The following is a 13326-nucleotide window of genomic DNA, read 5'->3' on the forward strand; positions in this document are numbered from 1 at the left end:
CGCGCGGGTTCGGCGCGGGTACGGCGAGGGATGAGCGGCTACCGGACGGTGACGTCGGGCGCGGGGATCCGGGCCCGCCGGCGGGCACCGAGCCAGCCGGCGGACGCGACCGGCACGGTGATCACCAGCACGTACACCGCCTCGGACACGCCGGGGCCGAACTTCAGCCACGCCACCACCGTCGCGGCGGCGACCGCCGAGACCAGGAACGCGAGCGCGATCGCCGGACGCGCGTCGACCGCCGCGTACCCCATCACCCCGAGGTAGCCCAGCAGGATCAGCAGCAACGTCGGTAGCGCGTAGAACTCGAAGGTGGAGGGCAGCAGCCCCACCGCCTCCAGCCAGTCCGGCAGCCAGACGAGCGCGGGCAGCAGAACGGCACCGGCAACGGTCCGGCCCCGGAGCGGCCGCAACCGCGAGAAGGCCAGGGCCAGCGCACCGAGAACGGCCGCCGTCGCCGGACCCGGATACAGATAAAGCGGCACGAGGAGCGGCCACTCCTCCGGCAACGGGCGGTGCGCCATCGCCGGCCACCCGACGTGGTGCAGCCACGGGTACCCGATCGTCTGCACCGCGCCCGCGACGGCGACGAACGGCAACGCGAGGCGGGTCCGTCCCCGGGCCAGCAGCGCCACCGGGACCACCCCGGCCAGCACGGCGAGACCGACGAGCACCGACCACCCGGCCGTCACCGGCCGCACGTCGTCGTACCCGCGCGCGGTGCCCAGCGTGGTGACGCCCTCGATCGTCATCGTCACCAGCAGCACCAGCAGCCCCAGCCGCAGGCCCTCGGCAACGGTCACCCCGACCGGGCGGTGGTCACCCGTTCCGGCCCGCATGCGCAGCCCCTCGAACACCAGGGCCCGGGCCTCCCGCCGCGACGGGCGGGTCTGACCCGGTTCGGCGCAGTCGAGCAGCGTCCCGACGAGTTCCGCCCCGCGATCCTCGCGGTAGCGGCGCGGGTAGTAGTCGAGCAGATCCCAGTAGCGCGCGGCGAGCCGCTCCTCCGCCGTCCTCCTGTCTTTCATGCCTCACCCACCGCGGGTCTCCCGGCGACGCGTGGCGCGTGGCCCGTGACCACCCGGGCCGCCGCCGCCATCCGGGCGGCCTCGGCCCGCAGCGCCGCGGACCCGTCCACGGTGAGTTCGTAGTACCGGCGCGCCCGCCCGTTGACGACCTCGGAGCGCTCGACCCGGATCTGGCCGGCCGACTCCAGCCGGTCGAGCGCGGCGTAGAGGGTGCCGGCGGCGAGGCGCACCCGGCCACCGCTCAGCTCCTCGGCCCGCTTGATGATCCCGTAGCCGTGCCGGGCCTCGTCGAGCAGCGAGGCCAGGATGAAGTACGTCGGCTCCTGCATGGCGGCGATGCCCACGGCGTCAGCCCCGCACGCCGAGTGGACGGAGCGCCCGCTGCCGCCGCAGGCCCAGCCAGCCGGCCACCCCGGCGGAAACGGCGACGCCCAGGTAGCCGGCAGCGACGACGACCAGACCGTGGGGCGGGTCCGTCAGCTGCGCCACCGTCGACATGATCTGCGCGAGGAACATCGTCAGCGCGAACGCCGCCGCGAGCGCGGGCCGCGGGTCGATGCCGGCGTAGCCCAGCGCGCACAGGTAGAGAAGCACGAAAGCCCACTGGGTGCCGGAATCGCCGCGGCCGGTGGCGTTGAGGTAGACGGAGATCATGAGAATCACGGCCGGCACGATGGCCCAGGCGAGCATCACCGGCCCGGCGGTGATCCGGCCCAACCGCCGGCTCAGCAACCACAGCGCCACGGCGCCGGCCAGGTTCAGCGCCGCGTTCACGGCGAGCATCCGGTAGACCAGACGATCCGCCTGGTCGAAGTACATCGGGTGCCCGACGGTCGTCACCACGCCGGTGACCACCGAGGCCGGCACCGCCAGCCCGAACCGGCCGACCGCGATCAGCCCGAACAGGACCATCTCGCACAACACCCCGGCCACGGCGAACGCCCACCAGGCCGGTCCCGGCGGGGGAACGGGACCGTTCGACCCCTCCCAGACGACGGACGCGTCTCGCAGCACCGCCAGCGCGATCAGCAGCAGCATTCCCAGTTGGAGGCCGCCCGTGAGGCTTTCCCGGGCCGTGCGGTGTCCCGAGGTGCCCGCCCGCAGCCGCAGCCCCTCCAGGATCAACGCCCGTGCCTCCCGCGCGGACGGGCGGACCTGGCCCGGACGGGCGCTGTCGAGCAGCGTGCCGACCAGTTCCGCGCCGCGCTCCTCGCGGTACCACCGGGGGTAGGCGGCGAGCAGCCTCCGGTACCGCCCGGCCAACACATCGACAGTCATGCCGTCACTATATAGAGACGGTCTACATATAGCCAGACCTTCGCGATCAGGCGCCGGCGAGCGGCACGACCTCCGGTGCGCCGAGGCGCGTCGCGTCGGCGGTGGCGTCGTCGGGCTGTTCCTGGGACGCGCGTTCGGCCTCGACCCGCAGCCGGTAGTGCTCGACCTCGCGCTCGATCTGCTCCGACGTCCAGCCCAGCACGCCGCCCATCAGCTCGGCGCACGCCCGCGACGCCTGCACGCCCCGGTCGAACGACTCGATGTAGATGCGGGTGCGGCGGGTCATCACGTCTTCGAGGTGCCGGGCGCCCTCGTGGCTCGCCGCGTACGTGATCTCGGCGCGCAGGTAGTCGTCGGCGCCGTCGATCGGTTCGCGCAGCGTCGAATCGGCCCGGATCAGGTCGAGCACCTCGTCGACCATCGAGCCGTAGCGGCGCAGCAGGTGCTCGACGCGGGCCACGTGCAGCCCGGTGTCGGCGGCGAGCGTGCGGCGCTGGTTCCACATCGCGGTGAAGCCCTCCGCGCCGAGCAGCGGAACCCGCTCGGTGCACGACCGCGGCACCGAGCCGCCCAGCCCGTGCGCCGCCGTGTCGACGGCGTCCTTGGCCATCACCCGGTACGTCGTGTACTTGCCGCCGGCGACCACCACCAGCCCGGGCGTCGGGCTGACCACGATGTGCTCGCGGGACAGCTTCGACGTGCTGTCCGACTCGCCCGACAGCAGCGGGCGCAGCCCGGCGTAGACGCCCTCGACGTCGGCGCGGGTGAGCGGCGTGATGAGCACCTTGTTGACCTCGTTGAGGAGGTAGTCGATGTCGGTGCTCGACGCCGCCGGATGCGCCTTGTCGAGCTTCCAGTCCGTGTCGGTGGTGCCGACCACCCAGTGCCGGCCCCACGGGATCACGAACAGCACGCTCGTCGCGGTGCGCAGGATCAGGCCGGTCTTGGACTGGATGCGGTCGCGCGGCACCACGAGGTGGATCCCCTTGGACGCCCGCACCTTGAACTGGCCGCGCTCGCCGACCAGCGCCTGCGTCTCGTCGGTCCACACGCCGGTGGCGTTGATCACCTGGCGGGCGCGGATCTCGTAGACCTCGTCGTGCTCCAGGTCCTTCACCTTGACCCCGGTGACCCGCTCGCCCTCGCGCAGGAACCCGATCACGCGCGCCCGCGACGCCACGTGCGCGCCGTACGCGGCGGCGGTGCGCACCAGGAACATGGTGTGCCGGGCGTCGTCGACCTGGGCGTCGTAGTACTGCAGCGCGCCGATCAACGAGTCCTTCTTGAGGGCCGGCGACTCGCGCAGCGCCTGCCGCCGGGTGAGGTGCCGGTGCCGGGGCAGCCCCCGGTTGACCCCGACGGACGCCAACACGTCGTACAACGCGACGCCCGCACCGGCGTAGAACCGCTCCCAGCCCCGGTGCTGCAGCGGGTAGAGGAACTTCACCGGCCGCACCAGGTGCGGCGCGATCCGCTGGATCAGCAGCCCGCGCTCGCGCAGCGCCTCCTTCACCAGGGCGAAGTCGAGCATCTCCAGGTACCGCAGCCCGCCGTGGATCAGCTTGCTCGACCGGCTCGACGTGCCACTGGCCCAGTCGCGCATCTCCAGCAGGCCGGTGGACAGGCCACGGGTCACCGCGTCGAGGGTCGCGCCGGCGCCGACCACGCCTCCCCCGATGACCACGACATCCAGTTCCGGCGCGGCCGCCATCGCCTCCAACGCGGTCTGGCGGGCCGTGGGTGACAGGGATCCCGATCGCATGTGGCAGGCCTCTCAATCTTGGCGGCCGCCGTAGGAACCCTACGGCGGCCGCCCGCACGTTGTGATTCAGCCGACGTCTACCCAGTCGAGCGTCCGCTCAACTGCTTTCTTCCATTTTCCGAATCCTTCCTGGCGCTGTTCGTCGGACCAGGCCGGCTGCCAGCGCTGGGACTCGTTCCAGTTCTCCCGCAACTCGTCGGTGGACTTCCAGAAGCCGACCGCGAGGCCGGCGGCGTAGGCGGCCCCGAGCGCGGTGGTCTCGGCGACCACCGGCCGGCTGACCGGCACGCCCAGGATGTCGGCCTGCATCTGCATGCACAGCTGGTTGGCGGTGATGCCACCGTCGACCTTCAGCACGTCGAGCGACACCCCGGAGTCCTGTTCCATCGCTTCCACCACGTCGCGGGACTGGTAGCAGATGGACTCCAGCGTAGCCCGCGCGATGTGCGAACTCGTGTTGAAGCGGGACAGCCCGACGATCGCTCCCCGGGCGTCGGAGCGCCAGTACGGCGCGAACAGGCCGGAGAACGCCGGGACGAAGTAGACCCCGCCGCTGTCCGCCACCTGCGCGGCCAGCGTCTCGCTCTCCGCCGCGTTGCGGATGATCCCCAACTGGTCGCGCAGCCACTGGACGGCCGAACCGGTGACCGCGATCGACCCCTCCAGCGCGTAGACGGCGTCGGCGTCCCCGAACTTGTAACAGACCGTGGTCAGCAGCCCGTTCTGCGACCGCACCAGGTCGGTTCCGGTGTTGAGGAGCATGAAGTTGCCGGTCCCGTAGGTGTTCTTCGCCTCTCCGGGCGCGAAGCACACCTGGCCGACGGTGGCCGCCTGCTGGTCGCCGAGGTCGCCGGTGAGCGCGACCTCGCCGCCGAGCGGGCCGCCGGCCCGGGTGACGCCGTACCGGTTCGGGTCGGACGACGGCCGGATCTCGGGCAGCATCCGGCGCGGGATGTTGAAGAACGACAGCAGTTCGTCGTCCCAGTCGAGCGTCTCCAGGTCCATCAGCATGGTGCGGCTGGCGTTGGTGACGTCGGTGACGTGCACCCCGCCGTCGACACCACCGGTGAGGTTCCAGAGCAACCAGCTGTCGGTGTTGCCGAACACCGCGTCGCCGTTCTCGGCCGCCTCGCGGACCCCGTCGACGTTCTCGAGGATCCACTGGATCTTGCCGCCGGAGAAGTAGGTGGCCGGCGGCAGCCCGGCCTTCCGCCGGATCACGTCGCCCTTGCCCTCGCGGTCCAGCGCCGACGCGATGCGGTCGGTGCGGGTGTCCTGCCAGACGATCGCGTTGTAGTAGGGCCGGCCGGTGCGCCTGTTCCAGACCACCGACGTCTCGCGCTGGTTGGTGATGCCGAGCGCCGCGAGGTCGCTCGCCTGCAGGTTCTGCGACCGGAGCGCGGTGGCGATCACGGTGGTGGTGCGGTCCCAGATCTCCACCGGGTTGTGCTCGACCCAGCCCGCCTGCGGCAGGATCTGCTCGTGCTCCAACTGGTGCGCGCCGACGACGTTGCCGCCGTGGTCGAAGATCATGAACCGGGTACTGGTCGTGCCCTGGTCGACGGCACCGACAAAGTCAGCCATAAGGTTCTCCGTTCTAGGCGGTGACGCGGGCTTCGCCCTCTGGGGTGGGCAGGCGGCCGGGTTCCTGGAGGGCGTCGGCCGGCGGCAGGTGACGCCCGACGAGCACCTGGTACAACCCCGCACCGACCAGACCACCGATGATGGGCGCGACTATGGGTATCCACCAGTAGGGATACCCCGTCGTGTCGCGGAACGCCTCCCCGTACCCGGTGAAGAACGACGCGAGCCGCGGCCCGAAGTCACGGGCGGGGTTGATCGCATAGCCCGCGTTGGCGCCCCACGCCATGCCGATACCGACCACGATCAGACCGATGATGAACGGCGCCAGGTTCGCGCCCGGCGGGGTGCCGAGGACGTCGGTCACCGCGAGGATCAGGAACAGCAGGATCGCCGTGCCGATGATCTGGTCGCGGAAGGCGCCCCATTCGCTCACACCGAGCGCGGTGGCCGGCAGCGTCGAGAAGACGCCCTGCGACTTCGGGGTGTTGCCGGGGTCGAACGTCGCCAGCGCCTCGCTGTAGTTCCACCGGACGATCAGCGCCGCGACGAACGCGCCCAGGAACTGGGCCAGGGAGTAGGGACCGACCTTGCGCCACGGGAAGCCCTTGAACGCGGCAAGGGCGATCGTGACCGCGGGGTTGAGATGGGCGCCGCTGATCCGCCCGGCCACGTAGACGCCGAACACCACACCGAGCCCCCAGGCCCAGTGGATGGATTGGGTGTCTCCGACCTTCGTGGCGACGACCTGCGCCACCACACCACAGCCGAAGAGGATGAGGATCAGGGTCCCGGCGAACTCGGCGATCAGTTCGCTGACGAGACCGGAAACCTTCAGTCGTGCCGCCATGTGCCCTCCATATTCAGGCAGGTCAGCTCGACCTCCGGCGCGCACGGGGGTGTTGCGCGGAGGTTTCGACGAGGTGACCGTCTAGACGATTGGGTGGACCGTACGGAGGCGAATACCGATCGTCAACGAACAGCGGTCGACATTGTCGAACGCTGTTTATCGGGTCTAGGGTCCGAGACATGCCCGGCAGCGTGCAGTCGATCGAGCGGGCAGCGGCGATCCTCCGGCTGCTCGCGAGCAGCTCCGGTCGGCTCGGCATCGGCGAGATCTCCCGCTCGCTCGACCTCGCCAAGGGCACCACGCACGGGATCCTGCGCACGCTGCAGAACGTGGGATTCGTCGAGCAGGACACCGACTCGGGCAAGTACCGCCTCGGCGCGGCGCTCCTGCACCTGGGCACCAGCTACCTCGACGTCAACGAACTGCGGTCGCGGTCGATCAACTGGGCCGACCCGCTGGCCGCGCGCAGCGGTGAGGCGGTGCGCATCGGCACGTTCCTCGACGGCAAGGTGCTCGTGGTCCACCACGTCTTCCGTCCGGACGACACGTTCCAGACGCTCGACGTCGGCTCGCTGCTGCCGCTGCACGCCTGCGCGATGGGCAAGGTGCTGCTGGCGTACAACGCCGACGCCGTCCGCGCGGTCCAGTTGGAGCCGTTCACCCGCCGGACCCTGACGCGCCCCGACGACCTCGGTCGGGCCCTCGCCGAGGTGCGCGACCGGGGTTGGGCCTTCGACGTCGAGGAGCTGACGCCGGGTGAGGCCGGCATCGCGGCGCCGATCCGCGGCTACGGCGGCCTGGTCGTCGGCGCGATCGGCGTCTCCGGACCGGTGGAACGGCTCTGCGACAGCCGGGGCCGCCCCGACGCCACGCTCGTTTCGTATGTCCGGGAGGCCGCCCGCGCGGTGTCCCGGGATCTCGGCGCCAGCCGCCGCTAGGAGTTCCTATGTATGTGGTCGCGATCGACCAGGGCACGACCTCGACGCGGTGCATCGTGTTCGACCGGCGCGGCCAGCTCGTGTCGGTGGCCCAGCGCGAGCACCAGCAGTACTTTCCGCGGCCCGGCTGGGTCGAGCACGACGCGATGGAGATCTGGCGCAACGTCGAACGGCTGGCGCCGCGCCTCGGCGTGCAGCCGGACCAGGTCGCGGCGATCGGCATCACCAACCAGCGGGAGACGACGGTGCTGTGGGACCGGCGTACCGGCGTCCCCATCTCGCGGGCCGTGGTGTGGCAGGACACCCGCACCGACTCGCTGGTGCAGAAGCTCGCCGCCACGCCGGGCGCGGAGCGGGTGGGCGAGCTGAGCGGGCTGCCGTTCGCCACCTACTTCTCCGGACCGAAGCTGCGGTGGCTGCTCGACAGCCGGCCGGGCCTCGCCGAGCGGGCCGAGCGCGGCGAGGTGCTCTTCGGAACGATGGAGTCCTGGCTGATCTGGAACCTCACCGGCGGGCCGAACGGCGGCATCCACGTCACCGACGTCACGAACGCCAGCCGCACCATGCTGATGAACCTGGAAACCCTGCAATGGGACGACGAGCTGCTGGCCTTCTTCGGCGTCCCGCGGGCCATGCTCCCGGAGATCCACTCCTCCGCCGAGGTGTACGGGCACGCCGTCACCGCGTTCCCCGGCGTGAAGATCGGCGCCGCGCTCGGCGACCAGCAGGCGGCGCTGTTCGGCCAGACCTGCTTCCACCCCGGCGAGGCCAAGTGCACCTACGGCACGGGCAGCTTCCTGCTGCTCAACACCGGCACCGAGCCGGTGCGGTCGACGCACGGGCTGCTCACCACCGTCGGCTACAAGATCGGTTCGGACGCGCCGGTGTACGCGCTGGAGGGATCGATCGCGATCACCGGGTCGTTGGTCCAGTGGTTCCGCGACCAGCTCGGGCTCATCACCACCGCGCCGGAGATCGAGACGCTGGCCCGCACCGTCGACGACAACGGCGGCTGTTACATCGTGCCGGCGTTCTCGGGGCTGTTCGCGCCGCACTGGCGCAGCGAGGCGCGCGGCGTGATCGTCGGGCTCACGTCGTACATCACCAAGGGCCACCTGGCCCGCGCCGTGCTGGAGGCGACGGGCTGGCAGACCCGCGAGGTGGTCGACGCGATGAACGCCGACTCGGGTCTCGCCCTCAAGACGCTCAAGGTCGACGGCGGCATGACGGCCGACAACCTGCTGATGCAGTTCATCTCCGACGTGCTCGACGTGCCCGTGGTCCGGCCGATGGTCGCCGAGACGGTGTCACTCGGCGCGGCGTACGCCGCCGGCCTGGCGGTCGGCTACTGGCCCGACCTGGAGGGCCTGCGGCAGAACTGGCACCGCGCCGCGCAATGGCTCCCCTCGATGGACCCGGTGATCCGCGCCGAGGAGTACGACAACTGGCAACGGGCGGTGGAACGCACGCTGGACTGGATCAAACCCCGCCGCTAATCGAGCACGGTGGCCAGCGCGCGCAGGATGAGCGCGGTGCTCGTCGCGCCGGGGTCCTGGTGGCCGACGCTGCGCGCGCCGAGGTAGGACGCGCGGCCCTTCCTCGCCTGGAGTTCGGCCGTCGCCTTGGCCCCGGCCTCGGCGGCCTGCGCCGCGGCTTCGGCAGCCGGGCCCAGGCCGTCGGGGGCGGCCGCCACGAACGCTTCCACCGCGGGGTCGAGGGCGTCGACCATGGTCTTGTCGCCGGGGGCGGCGGCGCCGAGCTTCCGGATGGCAGCCAGGCCGTCGCGCAGTGCGGCGCCGAGCGCCGCGGCGTCGGCTTCGGGACCGTCGAGCGCCTTGCCGATCGCCCGGAAGGCGCTGCCGTACAGCGGACCGGACGCGCCGCCCACCTTCGAGATGAGCGTGGTGCCGGTCTTGACCAGCACCGCACCCGGCCCGTCGGCCGCGAACCCGTCGAGCGCGGCCGTCACCGCGGTGAAGCCCCGCTTCAGGTTCACGCCGTGGTCGGCGTCCCCGATCGCGGAGTCGAGTTGGGTGAGGTGGTCGGCGTTCTCCGTGACCGCGGCGGCGGCCGCGACGACCCAGGCCCGGGCAGCATCGGCGTCGAAGTTCATGCGTCGTCCTCCCTTCGGTCGGACGATTGATGAACTTGCGCTGAGCTAATGATGCCCTCGCACGAGTGCTCGGTCATGCCCCCCACCGTAGGCCGTGCGTGACGACCGGTGCCTCCCACAGCCGGATCAGCTCGTCGTCGGCCCTGCAGATCGTCAGCGACATGCCAGCCATGTCGAGGCTGGTCACGTAGTTGCCGACGAGCTTGTGCACGATCTCGACGCCGGCGTCCGCGAGCAGCGCCGCGACGTGGCCGTACAGGAGGTACAGCTCGATCTGCGGCGTGCCGCCCAGCCCGTTGACCATCACGATCACCCGGTCGCCGCGCTGTAGCGGCTTCGCCGCCAGGATCGACTCCACCGCCGTCGCCGCGATCTGCTTCGCGGGCTGCAGCTTCTCCCGCCGCCGGCCGGGCTCGCCGTGGATGCCGACGCCGACCTCCATCTCGTCGTCGGGCAGGTCGAAGCCGGGCTTGCCGGCGGCCGGCGTGGTGCAGGCGGTGAGCGCGACCGCGAACGAGCCGCTGTTCTCGTTGACCTTGCGGCCGATCGCGGCCACGTCGGCGGCGCTCGCACCCTCCTCGGCCAGCGCGCCGGCGATCTTCTCGACGAACACGGTGGCGCCGGTGCCGCGACGGCCGGCGGTCCAGGTGGAGTCCTCGACCGCGACGTCGTCGTCGACCAGGACGCTCTCGACCGTGATCCCGTCGTCGGCGGCCAGTTCGGCGGCCATCTGGAAGTTCATCACGTCGCCGGTGTAGTTCTTGACGATGTGCACCACGCCGGCGCCGCCGTTGACGGCCTGGGTGGCGGCGAGGATCTGGTCGGGCACCGGGCTGGTGAACACCTCGCCGGGAACGGCCGCGTCGAGCATGCCGCGGCCGACGAAGCCGCCGTGCAACGGCTCGTGGCCGGAGCCGCCGCCGCTGACCAGGCCGACCTTCCCGCTGCGCGGCGCGTCCGCCCGGACGATGATCTGGTTCTCGAGATCGACCCGCAGGTCGGAATGGGCCGCTGCCACTCCGGCGAGGGCCTCGCGGACGACGTCTTCGGGGGCGTTGATGAACTTCTTCACGCTGTCACATCCCTGGGTGCGCGTTCGTCATCACCGAAACTGGTTCGGAACGTATGCCCGTCGTTTCAGGCATGTCAAGAACCGTTAAGCAACGACCCGCCGCAGCATCGGTCGGCCGCCACCCAGATCGCGGCTGAGCAGTTTGGCGGTCTCCCGGACCTGCACCGCGTGCGCCTCCCGCCGCTCCGGGGCGAGCACCCGCTCGACCGGCCCGACCACACCGAGAGCGCCGACGACGCCGTCGCTGTCGAACACCGGCGCGGCGATCCCGGCGTCACCGATGGCGGCCTCGCCGTCCTCGACCGCGTACCCGTTCCGCCGGGCCTCGGCCAGTTCCTCCCGCAGTGTCCCGGTGTCGGTGACGGTGCTGCCGGTCAGCACGGGTAGCGCGCCGGCCAGCAGCGTGGCCCGGTCGGCCTCCGGCAGGTAGGCGACCATCACCTTGCCCAGCGCGCACGCGTGCCACGGCAGCACGGCGCCGACCTCCAGGATCTGCACCGCGCCCTCGGGCCGGAACACGTGGTGGACGACGAGCACGTGGTCGCCGCTCGGCACCGCCACCCAGACCGCCTCGTTGGCCCGCGAGGCCAGGGCGTCGGCCAGGATCAGCGACCGGGCGCGCAGTTCGTGCGTCTCCAGGTAGGCGTTGCCGAGTTCGAGCAGCGCCGGACCGAGCCGGTACTTGCCGGTGTTGTGGTCCTGGTTCACCAGGCCGCCGCCGGCCAGGGTGCGTAGCAGCGCGTGCGCGGTCGGCTTGGCGACGCCGAGCCGGGCCGCCACCTCGGTGACCCCGAGCCCGCGCGGCGCACCCGAGAGACCCCGGAGGATCTCCATCGCTCTGGCCACGGCCTGTACGGTCGCCATGACACCTCAGTCTCACTCGTTCGGTATTGCAGAACAGATCGAGACGAAATTAGCATCCGCATCATGGTCGGTCTGGTTCTGGTCTCGCACAGCGAGCAGTTGGCCGCGGGGCTCCGCGACCTGGTCGTCACGCTCGCTCCCGGCGAGGTGGCGGTGGAGGCCGCCGGCGGCACCGACGACGGCAGGTTCGGCACCAGCTACCAGCGAATCGAGGCGGCGATCGCCAAGGCCGACCGGGGCGACGGCGTCGTCGTGCTGGCCGACATGGGTAGCGCCGTGCTCACCGTGCGCACCGTCCTCGACGACCGCCCGCGGGCCGACGTGCTCCTGATCGACGCGCCGCTCGTGGAGGGCGCCGTCGCCGCCGCCGTGCTCGCGGCCACCGGCGCCGGGCTCGACGACGTGTCGGCCGCGGCGGCCGAGGCCCGTGAGGTACCGAAGTTCTAGAGTGACAGTCACCCAGGGTGAGCGAACGTGTGAAGAGCTCAGATCGGTGACAAGTTCCCCCTGGCGGGACGACGGGGCTTTACCTCGGTGGATACAGTGCGCTCTGAAAACGACGCTGAGCATTTACACAGCAAAGACCCTCGCGCCAGCTCGCCGAGCGAATCAGGAGCACCATGTCCAGCCCCTCCGGGCCGCAGCAGCCCTTCCCCAACGACCCGAACCAGCAGTTTCCGCCCGCGGGGCAGCCAGGACAGTTCCCGCCGCCCGGAGAAGGCCAGCCCGGCGGGTTCCCGCCCCAGGGCGGCTTCCAGCCCGGCCCGCCCCCGCAGCCGGTGCGGCAGGGTGGCGGCTGGAAGAAGCGGGTCGCCAGCATCGTGGTCGGTCTCGTCGTGCTCGGCGGCATCGCCGGTGTCAGCTGGTACATGAACCGTGATGCCGCCAACAAGGCGAAGGTCGGCGACTGCGTCGCCCAGGAGGGCGCCGACGACCTGAAGGTCGTGGAGTGCAGCAGCGCCGACGCCGACTTCAAGGTCGTCGGCCGGGTCGAGAACAAGACCCAGTCCGAGGCCGGCAACACCGTGTGCGCCCCGTACGTCGACCAGGGCGCCGAGCAGGCGTACTGGGAGGGTGAGGCCGGCAAGAAGGGCCTCGTGCTCTGCCTCGCCCCGAACAAGTAAAGAGATATCTGACGCGCGCGGCGCGGCACTCCGAGGGGAACGGAGCGCCGCGCCGCGTTTCGTACGTTTACACCGGTGCCCAGAACACGTAGTCCGCGCCGTAGCGGACCTTCTGCGTGGTGCCCGCCGTGCAGGCCCCGGTCGGGCCGACGCCGCCGGTGGTGTTGACCCGGCTGATGTGCGTCACGTTGGTGAGCTCCTGGCCCGGTCGGCCCTTCTCCACGGTGGTGGTCAGCAGCAACCACGGGATGGTGCCGTCCTTCGGAACCCGTGTCGCCACCGCGCCCAGGACGATCGACCCGTCGAGCGCCCGCCAGCGCGGCCCGGCGTAGTGGTAGATCGGCCGCGGTGAGCCGTACCGGACCAGCAGGGCCTCCGGCGTCGATGCCGTCGCCCACGTACCGGCGTCGGTGCAGGCGTACTCCTGCACACCGACCGCCACCCGGTACGCATTCTTGATCTTGAAACCCGCCCCCGGGGTCGGCGCACCGGCGGGCAGGGTGAAGCCGCCGCCGGAGGTCTTCGATGCCGCCTGCGCCGGCGACACGGCCAGCCCGCCGCCGAGCACCGCGGCGACGAGGACCGCTCCGATGCGAACCATGTTCTTGACGTCCACCATGGACACCCCCAATCCAGCCGGACGGTATCCACTCGACCACGCTCGGGCGCTCCCTTTCAGCCGGACTTAAGACGTTGCAAAGGTGTCAGAATCGCGA

14 protein-coding genes are annotated in these 13326 nt (G+C 71.2%); 4 read left to right on the forward strand and 10 right to left on the reverse strand.

Features of this window, described 5'->3' with window-relative positions; translation table 11 throughout:
• Positions 1 to 38: 38 nt before the first annotated feature.
• The 6 genes from Vau01_RS40045 to Vau01_RS40070 form a co-directional block, all read right to left on the reverse strand.
• Positions 39 to 1028 carry a hypothetical protein gene (locus Vau01_RS40045; RefSeq protein ID WP_204004899.1) on the reverse strand — a complete coding sequence of 330 codons (990 nt, stop codon included), beginning with the start codon at positions 1026 to 1028 and terminating at the stop codon, positions 39 to 41.
• The gene (locus Vau01_RS40050; protein ID WP_239152236.1) at positions 1025 to 1372 is read right to left on the reverse strand and encodes a PadR family transcriptional regulator; all 348 of its coding nucleotides are present in this window, start codon (positions 1370 to 1372) and stop codon (positions 1025 to 1027) included. Before Vau01_RS40050 ends, Vau01_RS40045 begins: the two co-directional genes overlap by 4 nt.
• A gap of 4 nt (positions 1373 to 1376) precedes the next feature.
• Positions 1377 to 2306, reverse strand: a complete 930-nt coding sequence (locus Vau01_RS40055) for a hypothetical protein (RefSeq protein WP_204004901.1) — start codon at positions 2304 to 2306, stop codon at positions 1377 to 1379.
• A gap of 46 nt (positions 2307 to 2352) precedes the next feature.
• Complete coding sequence (locus Vau01_RS40060) at positions 2353 to 4068, reverse strand: glycerol-3-phosphate dehydrogenase/oxidase (protein ID WP_204004903.1); 1716 nt, start codon at positions 4066 to 4068, stop codon at positions 2353 to 2355.
• A gap of 66 nt (positions 4069 to 4134) precedes the next feature.
• Entirely contained in the window at positions 4135 to 5652 is a 1518-nt protein-coding gene (glpK, locus tag Vau01_RS40065; protein ID WP_204004906.1) for a glycerol kinase GlpK, read from the reverse strand.
• 13 nt (positions 5653 to 5665) lie between these two features.
• On the reverse strand, positions 5666 to 6499 hold the full coding sequence (locus Vau01_RS40070) for an MIP/aquaporin family protein (protein ID WP_204004908.1): 834 nt from the start codon (positions 6497 to 6499) through the stop codon (positions 5666 to 5668).
• A 179-nt stretch (positions 6500 to 6678) separates the two neighbouring features.
• Between Vau01_RS40070 and Vau01_RS40075 the strand changes: the two genes are divergently transcribed.
• Together Vau01_RS40075 and glpK (Vau01_RS40080) are read left to right on the forward strand one after the other, a co-directional pair.
• The gene (locus tag Vau01_RS40075; protein WP_204004910.1) at positions 6679 to 7437 is read left to right on the forward strand and encodes an IclR family transcriptional regulator; all 759 of its coding nucleotides are present in this window, start codon (positions 6679 to 6681) and stop codon (positions 7435 to 7437) included.
• An 8-nt stretch (positions 7438 to 7445) separates the two neighbouring features.
• Positions 7446 to 8933 (forward strand): glycerol kinase GlpK, encoded by a 1488-nt coding sequence (gene glpK, locus Vau01_RS40080; RefSeq protein WP_204004913.1) that lies wholly within the window; start codon positions 7446 to 7448, stop codon positions 8931 to 8933.
• Here glpK (Vau01_RS40080) and dhaL read toward each other — a convergent pair.
• The 3 genes from dhaL to Vau01_RS40095 form a co-directional block, all read right to left on the reverse strand.
• Complete coding sequence (gene dhaL / locus Vau01_RS40085; RefSeq protein ID WP_204004915.1) at positions 8930 to 9550, reverse strand: dihydroxyacetone kinase subunit DhaL; 621 nt, start codon at positions 9548 to 9550, stop codon at positions 8930 to 8932. The two genes, glpK (Vau01_RS40080) and dhaL, sit on opposite strands and share 4 nt — an antisense overlap.
• A 73-nt stretch (positions 9551 to 9623) precedes the next feature.
• The gene (gene dhaK, locus Vau01_RS40090) at positions 9624 to 10622 is read right to left on the reverse strand and encodes a dihydroxyacetone kinase subunit DhaK (RefSeq protein ID WP_204004917.1); all 999 of its coding nucleotides are present in this window, start codon (positions 10620 to 10622) and stop codon (positions 9624 to 9626) included.
• An 84-nt stretch (positions 10623 to 10706) separates the two neighbouring features.
• Positions 10707 to 11486 carry an IclR family transcriptional regulator gene (locus Vau01_RS40095; RefSeq protein ID WP_204004919.1) on the reverse strand — a complete coding sequence of 260 codons (780 nt, stop codon included), beginning with the start codon at positions 11484 to 11486 and terminating at the stop codon, positions 10707 to 10709.
• A 63-nt stretch (positions 11487 to 11549) separates the two neighbouring features.
• Here Vau01_RS40095 and dhaM point away from each other — a divergent pair, with 63 nt between their 5' ends.
• Positions 11550 to 11933 (forward strand): dihydroxyacetone kinase phosphoryl donor subunit DhaM, encoded by a 384-nt coding sequence (gene dhaM / locus Vau01_RS40100; protein ID WP_204004921.1) that lies wholly within the window; start codon positions 11550 to 11552, stop codon positions 11931 to 11933.
• Positions 11934 to 12106: 173 nt separating this feature from the next.
• Entirely contained in the window at positions 12107 to 12610 is a 504-nt protein-coding gene (locus Vau01_RS40105) for an LppU/SCO3897 family protein (RefSeq protein WP_204004923.1), read from the forward strand.
• Positions 12611 to 12677: 67 nt separating this feature from the next.
• Here the strand turns inward: Vau01_RS40105 and Vau01_RS40110 are convergent, their stop codons facing one another.
• Positions 12678 to 13226 (reverse strand): DUF3455 domain-containing protein, encoded by a 549-nt coding sequence (locus Vau01_RS40110; protein ID WP_204004925.1) that lies wholly within the window; start codon positions 13224 to 13226, stop codon positions 12678 to 12680.
• Between the last annotated feature and the right edge of the window lie 100 nt (positions 13227 to 13326).

The sequence above is a fragment of the Virgisporangium aurantiacum genome (assembly GCF_016863635.1).
In the GTDB taxonomy this organism is placed as follows: Bacteria; Actinomycetota; Actinomycetes; order Mycobacteriales; family Micromonosporaceae; genus Virgisporangium; species Virgisporangium aurantiacum.

Excerpts from the sequence above, each read along its gene's own strand:
- Vau01_RS40045 (WP_204004899.1), bottom strand. The coding sequence starts at position 1,028 with ATGAAAGACAGGAGGACGGCGGAGGAGCGGCTCGCCGCGCGCTACTGG.
- Vau01_RS40055 (WP_204004901.1), bottom strand. The coding sequence starts at position 2,306 with ATGACTGTCGATGTGTTGGCCGGGCGGTACCGGAGGCTGCTCGCCGCC.
- Vau01_RS40060 (WP_204004903.1), bottom strand. The coding sequence starts at position 4,068 with ATGCGATCGGGATCCCTGTCACCCACGGCCCGCCAGACCGCGTTGGAG.
- glpK (WP_204004906.1), bottom strand. The coding sequence starts at position 5,652 with ATGGCTGACTTTGTCGGTGCCGTCGACCAGGGCACGACCAGTACCCGG.
- Vau01_RS40070 (WP_204004908.1), bottom strand. The coding sequence starts at position 6,499 with ATGGCGGCACGACTGAAGGTTTCCGGTCTCGTCAGCGAACTGATCGCC.
- Vau01_RS40075 (WP_204004910.1), top strand. The coding sequence starts at position 6,679 with ATGCCCGGCAGCGTGCAGTCGATCGAGCGGGCAGCGGCGATCCTCCGG.
- glpK (WP_204004913.1), top strand. The coding sequence starts at position 7,446 with ATGTATGTGGTCGCGATCGACCAGGGCACGACCTCGACGCGGTGCATC.
- dhaL (WP_204004915.1), bottom strand. The coding sequence starts at position 9,550 with ATGAACTTCGACGCCGATGCTGCCCGGGCCTGGGTCGTCGCGGCCGCC.
- Vau01_RS40095 (WP_204004919.1), bottom strand. The coding sequence starts at position 11,486 with ATGGCGACCGTACAGGCCGTGGCCAGAGCGATGGAGATCCTCCGGGGT.
- dhaM (WP_204004921.1), top strand. The coding sequence starts at position 11,550 with ATGGTCGGTCTGGTTCTGGTCTCGCACAGCGAGCAGTTGGCCGCGGGG.
- Vau01_RS40105 (WP_204004923.1), top strand. The coding sequence starts at position 12,107 with ATGTCCAGCCCCTCCGGGCCGCAGCAGCCCTTCCCCAACGACCCGAAC.